Origin of the sequence: Paenisporosarcina sp. FSL H8-0542 (assembly GCF_038632915.1) — a bacterium.
In the GTDB taxonomy this organism is placed as follows: Bacteria; Bacillota; Bacilli; order Bacillales_A; family Planococcaceae; genus Paenisporosarcina.
Map to the genome: position 1 here is coordinate 520,666 of NZ_CP152050.1, position 19,335 is coordinate 540,000.

General features: G+C 39.8%; 22 protein-coding genes (1 of these 22 only partly in view). 21 read left to right on the plus strand and 1 reads right to left on the minus strand.

Annotated elements, in window-relative coordinates; translation table 11 throughout:
* The first annotated feature begins 10 nt into the window (after positions 1–10).
* From MHH33_RS02785 to MHH33_RS02815, 7 genes are all read left to right on the plus strand, one after another.
* Positions 11–763, plus strand: coding sequence for a hypothetical protein (locus tag MHH33_RS02785; RefSeq protein ID WP_016429747.1), 753 nt, complete (start codon positions 11–13; stop codon positions 761–763).
* 109 nt (positions 764–872) lie between these two features.
* On the plus strand, positions 873–1,958 hold the full coding sequence (locus tag MHH33_RS02790; RefSeq protein WP_016429748.1) for a D-alanine--D-alanine ligase: 1,086 nt from the start codon (positions 873–875) through the stop codon (positions 1,956–1,958).
* Between the two features lie 12 nt (positions 1,959–1,970).
* Positions 1,971–3,347: a UDP-N-acetylmuramoyl-tripeptide--D-alanyl-D-alanine ligase gene (gene murF, locus MHH33_RS02795; RefSeq protein WP_016429749.1), complete on the plus strand. Its 1,377-nt coding sequence runs from the start codon at positions 1,971–1,973 to the stop codon at positions 3,345–3,347.
* A 146-nt stretch (positions 3,348–3,493) separates the two neighbouring features.
* Entirely contained in the window at positions 3,494–4,213 is a 720-nt protein-coding gene (locus MHH33_RS02800) for an alpha/beta fold hydrolase (RefSeq protein ID WP_342542894.1), read from the plus strand.
* A 431-nt stretch (positions 4,214–4,644) separates the two neighbouring features.
* Positions 4,645–6,189, plus strand: coding sequence for a DEAD/DEAH box helicase (locus tag MHH33_RS02805; RefSeq protein WP_016429751.1), 1,545 nt, complete (start codon positions 4,645–4,647; stop codon positions 6,187–6,189).
* Positions 6,190–6,375: 186 nt separating this feature from the next.
* Positions 6,376–6,855: a PH domain-containing protein gene (locus MHH33_RS02810; RefSeq protein WP_016429752.1), complete on the plus strand. Its 480-nt coding sequence runs from the start codon at positions 6,376–6,378 to the stop codon at positions 6,853–6,855.
* Positions 6,848–8,365 (plus strand): PH domain-containing protein, encoded by a 1,518-nt coding sequence (locus MHH33_RS02815; protein ID WP_342543719.1) that lies wholly within the window; start codon positions 6,848–6,850, stop codon positions 8,363–8,365. Before MHH33_RS02810 ends, MHH33_RS02815 begins: the two co-directional genes overlap by 8 nt.
* 7 nt (positions 8,366–8,372) lie before the next feature.
* Here MHH33_RS02815 and MHH33_RS02820 read toward each other — a convergent pair whose 3' ends face one another.
* The gene (locus tag MHH33_RS02820) at positions 8,373–8,984 is read right to left on the minus strand and encodes a rhomboid family intramembrane serine protease (protein WP_016429754.1); all 612 of its coding nucleotides are present in this window, start codon (positions 8,982–8,984) and stop codon (positions 8,373–8,375) included.
* Between the two features lie 70 nt (positions 8,985–9,054).
* Between MHH33_RS02820 and acpS the strand changes: the two genes are divergently transcribed.
* From acpS to MHH33_RS02890, 14 genes are all read left to right on the plus strand, one after another.
* The gene (gene acpS / locus MHH33_RS02825) at positions 9,055–9,408 is read left to right on the plus strand and encodes a holo-ACP synthase (RefSeq protein ID WP_016429755.1); all 354 of its coding nucleotides are present in this window, start codon (positions 9,055–9,057) and stop codon (positions 9,406–9,408) included.
* Positions 9,409–9,465: 57 nt separating this feature from the next.
* Complete coding sequence (locus MHH33_RS02830; RefSeq protein WP_036660330.1) at positions 9,466–10,476, plus strand: outer membrane lipoprotein carrier protein LolA; 1,011 nt, start codon at positions 9,466–9,468, stop codon at positions 10,474–10,476.
* Between the two features lie 41 nt (positions 10,477–10,517).
* Positions 10,518–11,627, plus strand: a complete 1,110-nt coding sequence (gene alr / locus MHH33_RS02835) for an alanine racemase (RefSeq protein ID WP_016429757.1) — start codon at positions 10,518–10,520, stop codon at positions 11,625–11,627.
* A gap of 130 nt (positions 11,628–11,757) precedes the next feature.
* On the plus strand, positions 11,758–12,039 hold the full coding sequence (locus MHH33_RS02840; protein WP_036660331.1) for a hypothetical protein: 282 nt from the start codon (positions 11,758–11,760) through the stop codon (positions 12,037–12,039).
* 4 nt (positions 12,040–12,043) lie between these two features.
* On the plus strand, positions 12,044–12,394 hold the full coding sequence (locus MHH33_RS02845) for a type II toxin-antitoxin system PemK/MazF family toxin (RefSeq protein WP_016429759.1): 351 nt from the start codon (positions 12,044–12,046) through the stop codon (positions 12,392–12,394).
* 143 nt (positions 12,395–12,537) lie between these two features.
* Complete coding sequence (locus MHH33_RS02850; protein WP_016429760.1) at positions 12,538–13,368, plus strand: RsbT co-antagonist protein RsbRA; 831 nt, start codon at positions 12,538–12,540, stop codon at positions 13,366–13,368.
* Positions 13,365–13,727 carry an STAS domain-containing protein gene (locus MHH33_RS02855; protein WP_016429761.1) on the plus strand — a complete coding sequence of 121 codons (363 nt, stop codon included), beginning with the start codon at positions 13,365–13,367 and terminating at the stop codon, positions 13,725–13,727. Before MHH33_RS02850 ends, MHH33_RS02855 begins: the two co-directional genes overlap by 4 nt.
* A gap of 2 nt (positions 13,728–13,729) precedes the next feature.
* The gene (locus tag MHH33_RS02860; RefSeq protein ID WP_016429762.1) at positions 13,730–14,131 is read left to right on the plus strand and encodes an ATP-binding protein; all 402 of its coding nucleotides are present in this window, start codon (positions 13,730–13,732) and stop codon (positions 14,129–14,131) included.
* A 13-nt stretch (positions 14,132–14,144) separates the two neighbouring features.
* Positions 14,145–15,149, plus strand: coding sequence for a PP2C family protein-serine/threonine phosphatase (locus MHH33_RS02865; RefSeq protein WP_342542895.1), 1,005 nt, complete (start codon positions 14,145–14,147; stop codon positions 15,147–15,149).
* A 76-nt stretch (positions 15,150–15,225) separates the two neighbouring features.
* Complete coding sequence (locus MHH33_RS02870) at positions 15,226–15,555, plus strand: anti-sigma factor antagonist (RefSeq protein ID WP_342542896.1); 330 nt, start codon at positions 15,226–15,228, stop codon at positions 15,553–15,555.
* A gap of 2 nt (positions 15,556–15,557) precedes the next feature.
* Positions 15,558–16,028: an anti-sigma B factor RsbW gene (gene rsbW, locus MHH33_RS02875; RefSeq protein WP_016429765.1), complete on the plus strand. Its 471-nt coding sequence runs from the start codon at positions 15,558–15,560 to the stop codon at positions 16,026–16,028.
* Positions 16,006–16,788, plus strand: coding sequence for an RNA polymerase sigma factor SigB (gene sigB / locus MHH33_RS02880; protein ID WP_016429766.1), 783 nt, complete (start codon positions 16,006–16,008; stop codon positions 16,786–16,788). The genes rsbW and sigB overlap by 23 nt, the downstream gene beginning before the upstream one ends.
* Entirely contained in the window at positions 16,788–17,387 is a 600-nt protein-coding gene (locus MHH33_RS02885; RefSeq protein ID WP_016429767.1) for a PP2C family serine/threonine-protein phosphatase, read from the plus strand. The genes sigB and MHH33_RS02885 overlap by 1 nt, the downstream gene beginning before the upstream one ends.
* A 204-nt stretch (positions 17,388–17,591) precedes the next feature.
* Positions 17,592–19,335: the 5' portion of a Tex family protein gene (locus tag MHH33_RS02890; protein WP_342542897.1), read on the plus strand. Its footprint extends 425 nt past the window's final position; the window shows 1,744 of its 2,169 coding nt (coding positions 1–1,744); it begins with the start codon at positions 17,592–17,594; its stop codon lies off the right edge, out of view.

Genomic DNA, 19,335 nt, shown 5'->3' on the forward strand with positions numbered 1-19,335 from the left:
GAATGGAGTGATGATAATGGTGAAAAAGGCACGTGATACAGAAGATTACCTTCACCATATTTATATACATATGAACGAGGCTGATCAATTTGTGATCTTCAGCGGTCTTACAATGCAACAATTTGTCCTAAATGCAGGACCATTGCAACATCTATTGTTACTTAAGCATGAATACGAAGATAGTTCGTTTAACATGCATACCCAGCTGGAATTTGTACCAGATGAAGAGGTCTTGTCATTTACCAAAGAATTTATGGATAAACCAACTGATTTGAGATGGATTGATTTTGCGGATGAACGCAGACTCAATATGTTAACGCCTCAGGAACAAGCAGAACTATTATATATCGGGCATAAAAAAGAACCGATTCGATCACCATTTTATTATCAACTCCAAAATCGTTACGTCTATTTATCCAATGAAGAAGAGAGTATGACGAAAATTTATTTTCGTGAATTGAATGATTCAATTCATTTGGTCGTTAATATACTAAATCAAGTGGTCCGTGACAAAGAGAGGGGTGCTCCTTTTTGGCGCAGGAAACAAAAAGAAGGGTACCCTGAACTGACGGTGGACCAATTTATTACACATAAACCTTTGATGAAGGAAGGCGTACTGCTTTCGTTATTCAAACTCGAAAAATCAAAAGCAAGCTATGATTTAGAAATCCGTTCTTTGCCAGAATCGGTATTCCCCGATGAAATATGGGACGAATTAACTGCAGTCATGAAACAAAATCCGGACGAAACCATCCGATTCTAACTACAATCCCTTGCAAAGATGAGTGCAAGGGATTGTTTTTTGATTAGTGTACGTGGGTAAACATGGTTCATGTTAAAATAACTGTATCCAATATTGTGGAGGTATTAAAATGAAAAAAAGAATAGGTTTATTATACGGTGGGAAATCCGCCGAACATGAAGTATCTTTATCGACAGCTCGTGCAGTGACACAAGCTTTAAATTTCAATGAATATGATGTGTTTCCAATATACATTACACATGAAGGCGAATGGCGTAAAGGTGCCCAATTATTGGCGCCGGTAGAAACAATTGAACAATTGCAATTTGATAATACATTCAATCAAGAATTGCCTAATAATATTTCAAGCTTCTTACCGTCTCAACAGGAGACAGACGAAAACGCGCTGGACGTGATTTTCCCTCTTTTACATGGACCAAATGGCGAAGATGGAACGGTACAGGGATTGCTTGAAGTATTGAATCTTCCTTACATCGGTAATGGTGTTCTAGCATCTTCTGCCGGAATGGATAAAGTCATCATGAAACAGCTCTTCGCGATTGCTGGTCTGAAACAAGTACCATTCGTTCATTTCATCCGTAAAGAATGGCAAAAAAACCAAGAGAATTTGATTGGGAAAATGGAGAAAGAACTAGCTTGGCCAGTTTTCGTTAAACCGGCAAACCTCGGTTCAAGTGTGGGAATCAGCAAAGCCTCAACTCGTGAAGAGTTAATCGCAGCTGTGGATATGGCATTGAAGTACGATCGCAAAATTATCGTCGAACAGGGCATTAAAGCACGTGAAATTGAAATGGGTGTACTAGGTAACGATTCGCCGAAATGTTCTGTGCCAGGTGAAATCAAACCGTTGAAAGATTTTTATGATTACCAAGCAAAATACAAAGACGGCAACACGGCGATGATAATTCCTGCGGACGTCACTGAAGAAGTGGAAGCTACTTTGCAAGACAACGCAATCAAGGCTTTTAAAGTATTGGATTGCTCAGGACTAGTGAGAGCTGACTTCTTTGTAACGGATGCAAATGAAGTGCTAATTAATGAAGTGAATACATTACCTGGCTTTACGCCATTCAGTATGTTCCCATTGTTATGGCAGCACACAGGCGTGAATTACGCGGAATTAATCGATCAGCTGATTGAGCTTGCGATCGAAAGACATGCCGAAAAACAACAACTACACTATACAATGGATTGAGTGTGAATAATTTTGAAAAAATCATTACAAACAGTTGCTGGGTGGTTAAACATAAATGACGAAGTAAAACCGAATGTCACGGTAAGTGGCGTATCGATCAATACTAAAACCATTCAACCTGGAGATTTATTCATTCCGTTCAAAGGTGAAAAAGTGAATGGTCATCAATATGTGACTCAAGCTTTTGAAAAAGGAGCATCAGCAGCTCTTTGGCAGAAGGATGAACCAAATCCTCCACAAAATCTCCCTTTGCTTTTTGTGGAAGACAGTGAAATAGCGTTGCAGCAAATGGCACGCGCATATCGGAAAGATCATCCGGCAACGTTCATTGGCATTACGGGATCAAATGGGAAAACATCCACTAAAGATTTGGTGGCGGGTGTACTATCTCCTTATTTCCGTGTCCAAAAAACGGCAGGAAACTTCAACAATAACTTGGGATTACCGATTACGATCTTATCGTTGGATGAAGACACAGAGTTTGCCATCCTTGAAATGGGTATGAGTGGCTATGGAGAAATTGAGTTCCTTTCAAACTTGGCAAAACCGCATCACGTTGCGATAACCAACATCGGCGAAGCCCATATGCAAGACTTAGGTTCGCGTGAAGGAATTGCCAAAGCGAAGTTTGAAATCATTGCCGGCTTACAAGGTAATGGGTGTCTATTTTATGATGGAGACGAACCGCTTTTGAAGCCATTCATTCAAAAGTTCAATGATGAAAATGGATCTTCTACTATTAAAACCATTTCATTCGGGACAAATACGTCAAATGACATTTCAGCTCAATCGATTCTAGCGACGGAGAATGGCAGTGAGTTTGATGTGACTGGACTTATTGAATCACATTTTATGATTCCGGTTTTAGGAAAGCATCAAGTCAAAAATGCATTGGTTGCGATATTGATTGCCAAAGAGGCTGGCTTATCAAACGAACAAATTCTGGATTCCTTGAAAAATGTTTCACTTACAGACATGCGGATGCAAGTCATTCCTGCCAAGAACGGTTCATTGTTTATCAACGATGCGTATAATGCAGCACCGACTTCAATGAGTGCCGCCATTACCTTTATTCGTGAAACAACAATTCGTCCTGAAAAGTGGCTGGTTCTTGGGGATATGCTGGAACTAGGTTCTGAAGAACAGGCCTATCATGAAGACTTAGCCAATCAGATTAAATCGGAAGATTTTGCTGGTGTCTGCTTATATGGTCCACGCATGAAATGGTTATATGACAAGTTGCAGAAATCGTTCGATGAAAGACATCTAATTTGGTCGGAAAAGGATTATGAACCGATTCGCACTATGTTGGAAAGCCATACATCAGCAGATTCCATCACTTTAATAAAAGGATCTCGTGGAATGGCACTAGAACATGTGATTAATTAATACTTTACTCAAAGGAAACTCTGTTAATGGAGTTTCCTTTTTGTATGTTCAATATGGTTGGCATGTAGCGTTTGAAAAATGGCGAACTGGGTATCACAACTGTATCGAACAAGTCAAAGTTGCGATTCTAAAAGGGGACTGAAAAAATGAAAACCGGTCTATTATGCATTCATGGATTTACAGGAGGTCCGTATGAAATTGAGCCTTTTGTGCAAAATATTGAAGAGAAAACGGATTGGATTGTCAAAGTCCCTACGTTGCCTGGACATGGACCTACATTATCATTAACAGAGTTGACGGCGGAAAATTGGATGATGGAAGCTGAACAGGCCTTGAGACTATTGCAAAAGCAAGTGGACAGAGTGTTCGTTGTCGGTTTTTCAATGGGTGGACTGATTGCCCTTTATTTATCTTTGCGCTACAAGATTGACCGTCTCGTTCTTCTCAGTGCATCTGCTAAATACATTAATGGCGTTCAAATATTGGAAGATGTTAAAGATATCGTAGCTGATGTCGTGCAAGGGAATCTTTCAACCAATGCGTTTTACCATTTATACGAATACAAATTAACTCATACGCCAATTCGAGCCGCGATTGAGTTTATGCGAGTCGTAAAAATGGTCGAGCCTTATTATGAGTCAGTCACAGTACCGGTATGTATTGTGCAAGGCAAAAAAGATGGGATTGTCCCATTCACTTCTGCACAATATTTGTACGATCGATTGGGATCAGAAGAGAAAAGCATGGTTACTTCAGAATGCGGCAAGCATCTCATATGCTATAGCGAGGATTGCGATGAATGGTTCGATGAAGTGTTAAGTTTTTTGGAAAAGAATGAGAAAACTAATTATTACGACTGTGGTTGATTAATTGCATATTGTCTTTATCCGTGTTAAAGTGATTAGAGCAATGGATACATTTTGTGTAAAGACTCTTCGGGTTTTGATGAAGAGCTCTTTTTTTTGAACATAACGGTTTGTTCAATTTTTTAGGGTAGGATGTTTAGTTTCAAACATCAAAAATGTGAGCTATCACAATAGCCTCGTTCTCAATAAGAACTTTACAAAGGCTACCAACAGGTCACAAGAGACAGCGTGATGCATACGCTTTGAACATGCTCCCCACTGATCGAACCGCTCGGCAAAAGACCGGGCTTTCCTTTAAATATAAGTCCCCTCTGATAACTCTACAGAGAATTTTAAGTAACGGAAACGTTCCTCGTATAGGCTCGAATTTGCCGCAACTTCATCTGAAAATGTAACCATTTGTCAAATGTAAACAAAAAGGAGATTAAATTTTGACAAATTTTTCAGAATTAAATATTAGCGAATCAACATTAAAATCCGTAAAACGTATGGGTTTTGAAGAAGCAACACCAATCCAAGAAGGTACAATCAAATTTGCAATGGAAGGCCGCGATATTATCGGTCAAGCACAAACAGGAACTGGTAAAACAGCAGCGTTTGGTATTCCGTTGGTTGAAAAGGTTGACCCAAAAAACTCTAACATCCAAGGTTTAATTATTGCACCGACTCGTGAATTGGCGATTCAAGTTTCAGAAGAACTTTACAAAATCGGCCAAGACAAACGTGTGAAAATTTTATCTGTATATGGTGGACAAGAAATCGGACGTCAAATCCGTGCATTGAAAAATAACCCACATGTAATCGTCGGTACACCTGGTCGTATTCTTGATCATATTAACCGTCGTACATTGAAACTTGATAACGTTCAAACGCTTATTTTAGACGAAGCGGATGAAATGTTAAACATGGGCTTCATTGAAGATATCAACACAATTATGGAAAGTGTTCCAGCAGAACGTCAAACATTGCTGTTCTCGGCTACAATGCCAACACCAATCCGTAAAATTGCTGAGAAATTCATGAAAACGCCTGAAGTAGTTAAAATTCAATCAAAAGAAATGACAGTTGAAAACATCGAGCAATTTTTCGTTAAATCGCATGAGCGTGAAAAATTCGATATCCTTTCTCGTGTTATTAACGTACACCAACCTGAACTTGCAATTATCTTCGGTCGTACAAAACGTCGCGTAGACGAATTGTCACATGCTCTAAGCATCCGTGGTTATTTAGCAGAAGGTATTCATGGTGATTTAAGCCAAGCGAAACGTATGTCAGTTCTTCGTCAATTTAAAGAAAACAAAATTGACATCCTTGTTGCAACAGACGTAGCTGCTCGTGGACTTGATATCTCTGGTGTTACTCACGTTTACAACTATGATATTCCACAAGATCCTGAAAGCTATGTTCACCGTATCGGTCGTACTGGCCGTGCAGGTAAAAGTGGTGTGGCAGTAACTTTCGTTACTCCACGTGAAATGGGTTACTTACGTATCGTTGAAGAAACAACGAAAAAACGTATGTCACCACTTCGTCCACCAAGCTCAGATGAGGCATTAATTGGTCAACAGCGTTTAGCGGTTGAATCATTATCTGAAATTGTAGACAAAAACAATATCGGTGATTACCGTTCATTCGCAACGGAATTACTTGAGAAATATGAAGCAGTTGACGTAATCGCTGCTGCATTGAAATCAATGACTCGCGAACCAAGTGATACACCTGTATCAATCTCTGAAGAACGCCCATTGCCAGCTCGTAAAGAGCGCAGCGGTGGTGGCGGACGCAGCGGCGGCGGTGGCTATAAAGGCAACAACCGTAGCGGTGGAGGCAGATCTTCTTCAGGTTCAGGTCGTAGCTCAGATCGTGGTCCATCTCGCCGTACTGGCGGTCGTGACGGAGCTTCTTCTTCTTCTTCACGTGAGGGCTCTTCAAGCCGCGGTGGACGTCCACGTACATCTTCACGTCGTGAAAGCTAATTAAATTTCAAAAACCACAGTCCTTATGGGCTGTGGTTTTTTTAGATTGTGAATGGTTGAAACGCGAATAGAAGGCTTGCAACCGCGAATAGACAACCCAGAACTGATAATACATCTCTACCAGTATCTTTTTTATGAAACGTTTTTACTGTAGAATCGTATGCATAGTAGAAAGTAGGTGTTCACATGAGAAATGAACCAATTAATCAGATCTCACCAAAAGGATTAAAGGTATGGAGATTGTACGGCTTGATGCATTCCGCCATTATATGGTTATTGGCAATAGGTGCCGGAGTCTTAAATTGGTGGTTGGAAGGGCCATGGTGGGTATGGGTTATTTGTGTAGTGCTTCCTATACTATATACATACATATTTGTTTATTTTTTTCCTAAATTACGATGGCTTCGTTGGAGATATGAAGTTAGGGAACAGGAAATTGAACTTCAGCACGGACTCTTTGTCATCAAGCGGACACTAGTGCCAATGGTTCGGGTCCAGCATGTAGATACGGAACAAGGACCCATTTTACGCAAATATGATTTAGCTTCTATTACAATCTCGACTGCTGCAACAAATCATACGATTCCGGCACTTATTACAAGTGAAGCGGACGAAATGAGAATTCGCATATCGACACTTGCAAGGGTGGCGGAAGATGATGTCTAACGAACGTTTTAAACTCCATCCAATTTCAGCAGTGGTAAATTTCATTAAAGGCTTAAAGGATTTAATTTTACCGTTTGTCTTCATTTTTGTTGTAAATGGATTTCAAGGCGATTCCTCGGGAGGCGGCCATTGGACGGATTTTGTTCCTTATATTGTGGGGTTTTTGGTACTGGCGTTCATTTTGGGTAGTGGAATCATCAAGTGGAAACGTTTTGTTTACTGGTTTGAAGAGGATGAATTACGGATTGAATATGGATTGTTTGTAAAGAAAAAACGCTATATTCCTTTTGAACGTATTCAAAGCTTGAACTATACCGAAAGTATTTTACATCGACCTTTCAAACTTGTAAAAGTAACGATTGAGACCGCTGGTTCAGGATCTGCAAAAGAAGCAGAAGCAGAACTTACAGCCATCACCAGAGATAATGCAAAGCGGATCGAAACAGAATTGGCGAATGCAAAAAAACGTAAAACGTCTTTAACGAAAGCTGAAGTAACATTAACGGAAGATCAAAACCATGAATCGGACTTAGATTCTGCTGTTCCAATTTATAAAATGTCCATGAAGGATTTAATCATTCTGGCCACTACATCTGGAGGGATTGGTGTCGTATTCTCTGGGTTAGCTGTGTTCATGTCCCAGTTTTCGGATATCATTCCGTACAAGGAGATTTACGATGAGTTCGTTGTATTTCTGAAATTCGGCTTTTTCATTGTGGCAATTAGTATTTTTATGGTTTTATTGTTCGCATGGTTAATTTCCGTCATTCTGACGACTTTAAATTACTACCAATTTACGATTGTCCAGGAAAACGACCAGATTGTTTTAACTCGTGGTTTGCTGGAGAAGAAAAAAGTATCCATTCCAATTGGGCGTGTTCAAGGGATTCGTATTGTCGAGAATCCATTGCGCCAATTATTCGGCTATTGTACGGTTATTGTTGAAAGTGCGGGGGGTTCCCTAGAGGAACAAGATAAAAACATAAAACTATTCCCACTTGTTAAAAAAAGTGTAATCAAACAACCGTTAAATCAATTGTTCGTAGATTTCGACTTTGAACCTGAATGGACATCTTCTCCAAAACAGGCTAAATCATTTTATTATCGTCTTGACTTCTTATGGATGATTCCCGTGATGGTTGCGGTCAGTTATTTTTACTATCCATATGGATTATTGTCATTATTCCTGTTTCCGATTGTGATCCTATTGGCTCTATGGCAACATCATTCTGCTGCATTTGCACTTAATCGTAACCAGTTATCTTTGCGATACAGAGGGATTAGTAAATACACGTTCTTCATCGAAAAGAAAAGAATGCAATCTCTTCAAATGAAACAAAGTCCTTTCCAAAAAAGAAAAAAGCTCGCTTCCATTCAAACCACAATCAAGTCGGGAATGCTTGGAACAACTGCTAAAGTGGATCATTTAAACGTAAAAGATATTGAGGAAGTCATGACTTGGTACGAACCTTCCAAGTATGAAGCGATAGAAAAAGGACAGCCACAATAAGGCTGTCCTATCTTTTTCTCTTTTTCCAGCTAATGATTCGTTGAGGATGGAAGTAACTAAGTCCAATCAGGAAACCAACAGCCAAACCGCTTAAATGAGCGGTAGCGTTAATGTTTGGTGTTAAGAAGGTCATGACGATACTGATGACAATGATCGGTAAAATGATTTGACGAAGTTGGGGTAATGTTTTGCGTGCATAGTACACGAGTGCACCAAAAGCCCCGAGCAGTCCGTAAATAGCACCACTAGCACCGACATGAACATAATTAGCGTCTTGCAAAAGGAAAGTTGCAACGGTACCGAATAATCCAGCCATGAAATAAATGGTTAAAAAACGGACTTTTCCTGCAAGCTTTTCAAGTTCAGGTCCAAACAAATATAGTGAAAACATATTGAACAGTAAATGCATTAAACCTGCGTGCAAAAACATTGGCGTGATGAAACGCCACCATTGTCCATCGGAGATTAGGTAATTGACACCTGCTCCATAATTAAATAGCACTGGGCCAAGGACTGGGACTAATGTAAGCAAATGAATGATAACATTAAGGGCAATAATTGTAGAAACCACTGGGTAAGACTTAATGTATTGTGAAAAATTTTCTGTACGACTAAACATGAATTCACCTCGAATTTCTATGTAAATATTATACCGTGAAAATGCCATGGGTTGAAAGGAGAAGTGTTGCATGATTAAAGGAATTGGCTTGGATGTGACAGAAATTGAACGTATCAAAGATGCACATATGCTTACGACTAAATTTAAAAGCCGTATTCTGACTGTACGTGAATTGGAGCGCTTTACTAATTTGAAAGAAGCAAGACAACTTGAATTTTTAGCTGGTCGTTTTGCAGCGAAAGAAGCATTTGCAAAAGCATTAGGGACTGGCATAGGCAAGCATTGCAGCTTTCAGGATATTGAAGTGATTTCAAATAATGTGGGAAAACCTGTCCTGTATTTTAAAGGACAAGAAGTCAACGGTCATGTGAGTATTACACACACAAAACAATTCGCCGCTGCCCAAGTAATATTGGTTGAATAATCCCTGTCCCTCTTTCATAAGATGTTTTAACGGATCGATATGAGAAAGGGTGGATTTATGCGTAGCCGTTTATTTGCAGGGTTAGTTGTACTGTTAATGCTTTTGTTAACAGCATGTGGGGCAGAGTCAAAAGAAGATGTGTTGAAGAAGTTGAGTAGTAAATGGGTTGACACGAAAGGGTATGAGTTAGAAGCACAGATGCAAATCAGTACAGGTTCTGAACCACGTCTTTACGATGTCAGTGTGTGGCACACAAAACCAGAATTTTACCGAGTGAAAGTTAGTCAAGCGGAAGAAGATGTTTCACAAACGATTGTTCGAAATAAAGAAGGCGTATTTGTGATTACCCCTACATTAGGTAAGACTTACAAATTCCAGAGTGATTGGCCGGAAAAAAATAGCCAAGCCTATTTAATCGGGTCTTTAGCACAAGATATTAAAGCGGATAAAGAGTCAAAAATGACAGAAAACAAAAATTCGTATATCTTTGAAACAAAAACTAGAAACAGTCATCAAAAAATGTTGCCGACACAACAAATCCATATCAGTAAGAAAACATTACTTCCGACAAAAGTATCTATCTTAAATGATCAAAAACAAGAACAAATCTTGATTACTTTTGATAAGATTACATTAGGAACTTCAAGAAGTGCTGCCGATTACAAAGCGGATATGCCTTCTGAAGAAAAAACAGAGAATGAAACTGCAAGTAAAGATGCTGAGGTACCAGTATTCAAAACGCATTACCCTACTTTACAGTGGGAAGGCGTAGATAAGCTGGAGGAAAAAGTGATTAAAAATGATACACAAGAACGAGTAATCATGACGTATGGTGGTAAAAAAGAGTTTACGCTCATTCAATCTCCAATTACGAAAAAATCTGTTGACTTAGTACCTGTTTTTGCTGCTGGCGACCCTGCCGATCTTGGATTTGCAATCGGGGCCATCACAGATCAATCAATCACTTGGGAACAGAACGGCATTCAATTCTTCTTAGCATCAGATTCGATGTCTCGTGAAGAAATGATAACAGTGGCTTCATCGATGACTGCAGATGATTTAAAATAAAACAATTATTATAACTATCGTACTTTAAATGAGGTATAACCATGCAACCAGCTAATTTTTATCGACCAACATTCGCACAAATTGATTTGAATGCAATAAAAATGAATATACTTAATCTGAAGAAACATATTGGTCCATCTAGTGATGTGATCGCGGTAGTAAAAGCAAATGCTTATGGACATGGTGATTATGAAGTTTCGACTGCTGCAATAGAAGCGGGGGCAAGCATGCTTGCCGTTGCCACACCAGATGAAGCGATTCGATTGCGGGAAAGTGGCATCGAATCGCCCATTCTTGTGTTAGGTGCATCTCCCCCATCCTTTGCAAATGCTGCCAGCCAGCACGATATTATGCTTACCGTTTTTCAAAATGATTGGTTTCTTCACATTCCGTCCTTACCCAAAAAGCTGAAAATACATATTAAAATTGACACTGGCATGGGTAGGTTAGGTGTAACTACGGAATCAGAATTAAGCACGCTTATTCAAACTATCAATCATCGACAAGATGTCGTGATTGATGGCGTCTTTACTCATTATGCGACGGCTGATGATGAAGATATGGACCAATTTACACGTCAGCTAGAAAAGTTCAAAACGTTTTTGCATTGCTTTCCTGAAAAACCACGATGTATTCATACTGCGAACAGTGCAGCTGCATTGATGCACAAAGAATCATTATTTGACGCAGTACGGTTTGGGATCTCGATGTACGGAATATCACCATCAGCATTTGTTGATAATGGACTTCCTTTTCCATTGGAAAAAGCAATGAGTTTGCATACAGAAGTTGTGCATGTCAAAAAAGTGGCTAAAGGTTCTACCATCAGTTATGGTGCTACTTACACTGCCGATGAGGAAGAGTGGATAGCCACACTTCCAATCGGTTATGCGGATGGTATGCTCCGGGGGTTGAGTGGACAAGAAGTATTGATTCAAGGAAAACGCTTGCCGGTCATCGGAAGAATTTGTATGGACCAGTGTATGGTTCATCTGGATGGACATGTTCCGGTTGGCGAACCAGTTGTGTTAATTGGAAGACAAGGAAATGAACTAGTAACCATTGAAGAGTGGGCACAGAAACTGCAAACAATATCGTACGAAATTCCTTGTGTACTGACGAATAGGGTGCCAAGGACATATCCGCAATAGTGTTCGACATAAACCGACTAAACTAAAAATATTGTCAGATATTTTCCTTCTTTGTCTTCTCATACCAAGTTTTGAATGGTAAGATAGAAAAGTATTGAAAAGAGGGACGGGTTTGTCGGAGGTGTTGACTGTGAATGAAAAGAGAGAAACAAAGGAAGTTATCGTAAAACTCCCACGAAAATTTGTGAACGATCTTGATAGACAGAAAGAGCAACAACTGGCTGAGCCAGGAGAGTTTGTTTATATTTCGACAAAAAAAGTGATTAAACATGTTCAACCCAATCTTATACGAGAAGCGATGATCAAGGGCTACGTGGAAATGTCCCATATCAACTTGTCAATTGCAAGCGAGTGTCTGCATTTGGAATACGAAGCGGAGCATACGGTGGAGCGTCTCGTAAGCGGAGGATGAAATCTTGAACGTAAAACGTGGTGACGTTTTTTTTGCTGACTTATCACCAGTAGTCGGGTCTGAACAAGGTGGAACAAGGCCCGTTCTGGTGATACAAAACGATATCGGGAATCGTTTCAGCCCTACAGTCATCATTGCGGCTATCACTGCGCAAATTCAAAAAGCAAAATTACCAACACATGTAGAAATCAATGCTAAAAAGTATGGGTTTGAACGGGATTCTGTTATTTTGCTTGAACAATTGCGTACGATTGATAAATCGCGGCTGACGGATAAAATTACCCAGCTGGATGATGTACTGATGGAAGAAGTAGATGAGGCGCTTGAAATTAGTCTCGGCCTCGTAAAGTTTTAATCATACATAATAAAGGACATCGTGCGCAGATTTTGTGTACGATGTTTTTTTGGTCCCAATTTAAAAAACGTGTGTAGTTGGCAATTTTCAGATACAATAGCAGGAACATATGAATTTGATTCGAGGAGGCTTCACCAAACTGTATGAATAAACAGATGGCAACATTCATTCAAGATAATATAGATGAAATACTTGTCAGATGGCAGGAATTAATGAAAGACGATTCAGAGGAACGATTCTTTCAAATAATGTCGCAAGATGTCATCGACAAAACAAGTCGTGAATTTGCAGAGTTAATGATTTCCAACCTATTTGAAGGTGAGAAAAACTATGTGAATCGTCTGAACGAATTTACAAGCAAAGTTGTTCGTTTTGGCTGGTCAATCAGCTTTGTCATGAAAGCAATCACTCATTTTTCACAAGTTGTATACGATATGTTGGAACAAAATGAAACCATCACAGAGAGCAATATGAAGGAATATGTTTTGGTTTTCGCTAATTGGATTACACCTATGCGTGATGGCATTGTAGAAACGTATGCTAAAACATGGGAACGTACTGTGCAGTTGCAAAAAATTGCGTTACAGGAACTTTCAGCATCATTGATTCCGGTTTTTGACAAAATATCAGTTATGCCACTTGTCGGCACAATCGACACAGAGCGTGCAAAACTGATAATGGAAAACTTGTTGGACGGTGTCGTAAAACATCGTGCTGAAGTCGTGTTGCTGGATATAACGGGCGTACCAGTTGTGGATACAATGGTTGCACATCATATCATTCAGGCAGCAGACGCAGTTCGTTTAGTTGGGGCGAAGTGTATGTTGGTCGGAATTCGTCCTGAAATTGCACAAACAATCGTTACTTTAGGAATTAATTTGAAAGATTTCACTACTACAAGCACTTTGCAACGTGGTGTTGAACAAGCATTGGCATGGACAAACCGCAAAATCGTGGAGGTGGAAGAGGATTGAACTTACGTATTCCAATTTTAAAATTAAAAGACTGTCTGATTGTTTCAATTCAATGGGAGCTTGATGATCAAACGGCGTTACAATTCCAAGAAGATTTACTTACCAAGATGCATGAAACAAGTGCGCGTGGAGTAGTTATCGATTTAACACCAATCGACTTTATAGACTCTTTTATCGCTAAAGTTCTAGGAGATGTCATCAGTATGTCTGGATTAATGGGTGCCAAAGTGGTTATTACAGGAATTCAGCCTGCGGTAGCAATTACACTTATCGAATTGGGAATTCGTTTAGACGATGTGATGACAGCATTAGACTTAGAGAATGGTCTTGAAAAACTCCAACGAGAATTGGAGGCCTAAGTATGGGGTATCGGTCTTCTGTAGAAATTTTAACTGAGTGGGACATTGTTGCTGCTAGACAACTTGGTCGGAATGAAGCAAAAGAAGTGGGCTTCGGCACGGTTGATCAGGCACGTATCACAACAGCAATCAGTGAACTGGCTCGTAATATTTACTTATATGCGGGAAAAGGTAAAATCGAAATTGAACGTATATCAGAAGGCGGATCATTTGGCATTATTATTATCGCATCAGACGAAGGACCGGGAATTCCCGATGTTCGTAAAGTGATGGAGGATGGCTTTTCTACTTCTGGTGGATTAGGTGCTGGTATGCCTGGAGTAAAACGTTTAATGGATGATTTTAAAATAGACACAGTTTTAGGTGAAGGAACCGTAATAAAAGCGACGAAGTGGATTCGTTAGGAGGTTAGATTAAATGCCTCAAGAAATTGAAAGGCAATATAAGGAAATACTCCGACAATATGTCATGCGTCAAACAGAGCAGAATTTATATGCAGGTCAAAACTTCAGCCGTCAACTTATACAAAAAAACATAGCTCCCGAAGAGGTAATTAGCATACATAAGGCAGCACTAGAAGAAATGTTCCCGGAGTTGCCAATGAATGTTTGGAATTCATTTGATTTGCTAATTGAAATGATGATTCGTTATGGGCTTGCTCATGCAGAACATCAGAGCTTGTTGGAACAGCAGGAAGAAATGAAGGTTGAAATGGACTTAGCTGCCAATGTTCAACGAACTTTATTGAAAACAACTGTTCCGGTAGTTTCTGGTTTGGAGATTGGTCTTGTTTCTGTGCCGGCTCGTAAAATGAATGGGGATTATATTTATTTTCTCAGCGACGATTTGAATAATGCTGGCGTTGCAGTTGCTGATGTCATCGGTAAAGGAATTCCTGCTGCACTATGCATGTCCATGATCAAATATGGGATGGACAGTTTGCAGGATGCAACTTCCGATCCCAAAAAAGTATTGGATGTTATCAATCGCATTGTTGAGAAAAGTGTCAATGACGATATGTTCATCTCCATGTTTTACGGTCGCTATAATGTTGAACAATCAACCTTTACATACGCCTCGGCAGGTCACGAGCCTGCCCTTTATTACGATGCTCAAAAAGAAGAGTTCTCTGAACTTCATGCAAAAGGTCTTTTGCTGGGTGTTGTACCGAATGTCACCTATACACAACACGATGTCAAAATGGAATGTGGCGACTTTGTCGTGATGATGACGGATGGTGTGACGGAGTGCAGAACGGATGAAGGTTTCATTGAACAGGAAATCATAGCGTCTTTGATTTATTCCTTACGTCACGAATCTGCTCAAACAATTGTAGATACCGTGTTTAAAGAACTGGAAAAGATGCAAAATTTTGAGCTTCGTGATGACTTTACACTCGTTATTTTCAAAAAAATATGTTAAAAGGTTTCAAAAAGATATCGAAGTGGTATTAAGTAATTATCAATTAAGTTACAGTGGATGGACGGGGTGTCAATAGATGAATATTCAAGTCGTGTTAAAAGAAGAAGAGAATTTCGTTAAAGGTTTTATTAGCGGAGAAATCGATGCATTTACAGCACCGATACTTCGTGAAAAATTAGCTACTGTGCAGCCAAATGAGGGCTTGCAAGCAGAATTAGACATGTCGGATGTATCATATATGGATAGTACTGGATTGGGTGTTATTGTTGCGTTTTTCAAGAATATTAATGCCATTAACGGCCATGTTAAGTTAACGGGATTATCGCCTCGTCTAAAGAGATTATTTGATATAACTGGTCTTGGTGAAATTATGGATATTGAGACAGACGATAAAGGTGGAAACTGATCATGAGACCATTTGATTATGTAGAGATTCGAGTGCCTGCAAAACCCCAATACGTGGGTGTTGCACGTTTAACTATATCCGGATTGGCCAGTCGAATTGGCTTTACATACGATGATATCGAAGATTTAAAAATCGCTTCTTCAGAAGCAATCACTAATGCCGTGCAACATGCTTACACTGGAGTTGATGAAGGTGAAGTCGTTGTCGGATGTGCACTCTATCCAGACAAAATTGAAATCATGGTATCAGACCATGGTAAAAGCTTTAACTTTGAAGAAACAAAAGCCAAAGTTGGACCCTATCACGAACAACAAGAAGTACAGTTTTTACGTGAAGGTGGACTTGGTCTGTATTTAATTGAAACATTAATGGATGAAGTGAAAGTCCACCACCAAGAAGGCGTAACAGTCTTTATGACAAAGTATGTCGGAGAAGAGCAGGTGGAAGAGAATGTCGAAACTATCTCCTCCTAATCATCAAACTAAAGAACAAATTCTCGAGTGGATTAAAGCGTATCAAGAGTCTGAAGATGCAGAAGCTCAAACTAACCTGGTGATAAATTATCAACGACTGGTTGAGTCCATTGCACGAAAATATTCAAATGGGAAATCATATCACGAAGATATTGTACAAGTCGGCATGTTAGGTTTACTTGGTGCTATCCGTCGATACGACCCTGAGTTTGGCAGAACGTTTGAAGCCTTTGCAGTTCCAACAATAATTGGCGAGATTAAACGCTTTCTGCGTGATAAGACATGGGCAGTACATGTTCCACGTCGCATTAAAGAGCTCGGACCACGAATAAAATCTGCTGTTGAAACGTTAACCACAGAACTTCAACGTTCACCAAAAATCGTTGAAATCGCTGAATATCTCGAAGTAGATGAAGATGATGTATTAGAAGCAATGGAAATGGGTAAAAGCTACCAAGCTCTTTCGATGGACCATTCTCTTGAATCTGATTCGGATGGAAGTAGCATTACTTTATTTGACGTTATTGGCCAGCAAGATGATGGTTATGAAAAAACAGATCAGCGTATGTTAGTAGCAAATGCACTCAGTGTTCTTTCTGAACGGGAGAAACAAGTCATCCAATTTACATATATTGATCAGCTAAGCCAGAAAGAAGCCGGTGACAAACTCGGTATTTCCCAAATGCATGTTTCCCGATTACAAAGAAAAGCTATTAAAAAGTTACAAGATGCAATTCTTGCAGCTGGTGGAGTGTCGTAATGAACTCGATACGACATCCTTTTTTAGAGGTATTCGTCTATCAGGAAGCAAAAGAGGGAAACAATGAATCGGGAGATACGTATTTCACGTATATGAATGAGGAGTATTTTTTATGTGCTATTGCTGATGGCTTAGGCAACGGACCAATTGCGAGACAATCATCTGAAATCATTCCGATGATTTTGGCAGAATACCATCATGAAACAATTGATGAATTATTGCTGAGATGCAACAAATTAATGTTCCAAAAACGTGGCGCTGCTGTAGCGATTGTCAAAGTAAACTTTTCTGCTAAGACCATTGCATATAGCTGTGTAGGAAACATCAAGTTTTATATGACTAGAAGAGATGACGATAAAATGATTTACCCACTACCAGTAATGGGTTATTTATCGGGAAGACCTCAAAAGCTTCGAACTCAAATTTATTCCTATAAACCGGGTGATTTGTTCCTTTTCCATTCCGATGGTGTCGTCTTAGGAAACCCCAAGAGCACGATGAGAAGTAGTACAGGAGCTTATGATTTGCACCAAACATTAATACAAACAATTAAACATGGTGACGATGCAACATTTATCGCCGGTAGCCTGCTCCAATAAAATGGAGCGGGTTTTTTGTGTTTTAAATTGGTTTGGATTTCGTTTCATCCAAGATTAGCTATATCTAGCTCCACGCGTCACTTTGTGCTCTAAAAGGCGGCAACTACTAAGCGCCTATCATTTCCTTGTGTCAGGCAAGAGAGGCGCTTTACGCTTTTCTTATGTTAAAATAAATGGATGTAAAGCGAAAGGATGATAAGTCACATGGACGCTAAACAAATGATGCAACGAATAGCTAAAGAAACAAATGTACGCCCAGCACAAGCCCAGCAAGTTATCGATTTACTGGAAGAAGGTAACACGGTTCCTTTTATTGCACGCTACCGTAAAGAAGCGACAGGCTCACTGGATGAAGTACAAATTAAAGCGGTTGAAGATCGTTACCGTTACATACAGCAACTAGAGCAAAGAAAAGAAGAAGTGCTGCGCTTGATCGATGAGCAAGGGAAATTAACTGAAGAATTATCCCAAGCCATTCAGGCAGCCTCTGTATTACAAAGACTCGAAGATTTGTACCGACCATATAAGCAAAAACGCAGAACAAAAGCGACAATAGCAAAAGAAAAAGGATTAGAACCTTTAGCTTCGTTATTATTAAAATTTTCCCAAACACAGCCGGTAGAGTTAGCAAAAGACTTTATCAATGAAGAAAAAGAAGTGATGAACGCTGAAGAAGCATTGCAAGGTGCGCGTGATATTTTAGCGGAACAATTTGCGGATGACGCGAAAATACGTGAGAAAATCCGAAACTTAACTCGTGCAGAAGGGTCAATTGTATCCACTGTGAAGAAACAAGAGGCCGACGAGAAAAGCGTATTCGAAATGTATTATGATTACACGGAGCCAGTAAAGAAAATTGTGCCCCATCGAGTTCTTGCATTAAACCGTGGTGAAAAAGAAGATATTTTGAAGATCAATTTGCTTTCACCCGTGGATAGAATCATTAGTGTCATGCGCGATGAGTGGATTCCAACGCACAGTTCCTCGCTAAGCATCAGTCAAGTAGCTGAAGCGATTGAGGATTCTTATAAACGCCTGATTGCTCCATCAGTCGAGCGGGAAATTCGCACGGAGCTAACAGAAAAAGGGGAAACACAAGCCATTCATATCTTCTCTGAAAACTTGCGAAACCTTTTATTACAGCCTCCATTGAAAGGTAAAGTCGTTCTTGGGGTAGATCCGGCTTATCGTACAGGTTGTAAATTAGCTGTCGTGGATGATACCGGGAAGCTTCAGGAAGTATCCGTCATTTATCCACATCCACCAAAAGCAGATCCGACAGCGTCCAAAAAAACCATTTTGGATGTATTGAAGCGATACCCTGTTTCAATCGTTGCCATAGGTAACGGAACAGCCTCCCGTGAAACGGAGCAATTTGTCGCGGAATGTTTGAAAGAAGCAGATCGTGAAATTGCTTATGTAATAGTAAACGAAGCTGGCGCAAGTGTTTATTCGGCTTCAGACACTGCTCGTGCGGAATTTCCTCATCTTCAGGTAGAACAACGCAGTGCAGTATCGATTGCTCGAAGACTACAGGATCCGCTATCAGAATTAGTCAAAATTGAACCTAAAGCAGTAGGGGTTGGACAATACCAACACGACGTCTCGCAGAAAAAACTAAATGAATCATTAACATTCATAGTAGAAACTGCCGTTAACCAAGTGGGTGTTAACATTAACACAGCCTCTGCATCGTTATTACAATATGTTTCGGGTCTCTCCAAAACCGTAGCTGAAAATGTCATCATCATGCGAGATGAAAATGGCAAGTTCACTTCACGCGCACAACTGAAGAAAATTCCGCGTCTCGGCGCCAAAACATACGAGCAAGCTATTGGGTTCTTACGTATTCCTGAAGCAAAAAACCCGTTTGATGCGACTGGTATCCATCCAGAAAGTTATCAAAGTGCTGAAGAAGTACTGAAAACAGCAGGGTTGAAGAAAGCAC

Bases quoted from the DNA above. Each gene is read 5' to 3' on its own strand.
- acpS (WP_016429755.1), top strand. From the start codon at position 9,055: ATGATTAAAGGAATTGGCTTGGATGTGACAGAAATTGAACGTATCAAA.
- alr (WP_016429757.1), top strand. From the start codon at position 10,518: ATGCAACCAGCTAATTTTTATCGACCAACATTCGCACAAATTGATTTG.
- MHH33_RS02800 (WP_342542894.1), top strand. From the start codon at position 3,494: ATGAAAACCGGTCTATTATGCATTCATGGATTTACAGGAGGTCCGTAT.
- rsbW (WP_016429765.1), top strand. From the start codon at position 15,558: ATGAGACCATTTGATTATGTAGAGATTCGAGTGCCTGCAAAACCCCAA.
- MHH33_RS02820 (WP_016429754.1), bottom strand. From the start codon at position 8,984: ATGTTTAGTCGTACAGAAAATTTTTCACAATACATTAAGTCTTACCCA.
- MHH33_RS02810 (WP_016429752.1), top strand. From the start codon at position 6,376: ATGAGAAATGAACCAATTAATCAGATCTCACCAAAAGGATTAAAGGTA.
- MHH33_RS02860 (WP_016429762.1), top strand. From the start codon at position 13,730: ATGGGGTATCGGTCTTCTGTAGAAATTTTAACTGAGTGGGACATTGTT.
- MHH33_RS02815 (WP_342543719.1), top strand. From the start codon at position 6,848: ATGTCTAACGAACGTTTTAAACTCCATCCAATTTCAGCAGTGGTAAAT.
- MHH33_RS02885 (WP_016429767.1), top strand. From the start codon at position 16,788: ATGAACTCGATACGACATCCTTTTTTAGAGGTATTCGTCTATCAGGAA.
- MHH33_RS02830 (WP_036660330.1), top strand. From the start codon at position 9,466: ATGCGTAGCCGTTTATTTGCAGGGTTAGTTGTACTGTTAATGCTTTTG.
- MHH33_RS02785 (WP_016429747.1), top strand. From the start codon at position 11: ATGATAATGGTGAAAAAGGCACGTGATACAGAAGATTACCTTCACCAT.
- MHH33_RS02870 (WP_342542896.1), top strand. From the start codon at position 15,226: ATGAATATTCAAGTCGTGTTAAAAGAAGAAGAGAATTTCGTTAAAGGT.
- MHH33_RS02850 (WP_016429760.1), top strand. From the start codon at position 12,538: ATGAATAAACAGATGGCAACATTCATTCAAGATAATATAGATGAAATA.
- sigB (WP_016429766.1), top strand. From the start codon at position 16,006: ATGTCGAAACTATCTCCTCCTAATCATCAAACTAAAGAACAAATTCTC.
- MHH33_RS02790 (WP_016429748.1), top strand. From the start codon at position 873: ATGAAAAAAAGAATAGGTTTATTATACGGTGGGAAATCCGCCGAACAT.
- MHH33_RS02865 (WP_342542895.1), top strand. From the start codon at position 14,145: ATGCCTCAAGAAATTGAAAGGCAATATAAGGAAATACTCCGACAATAT.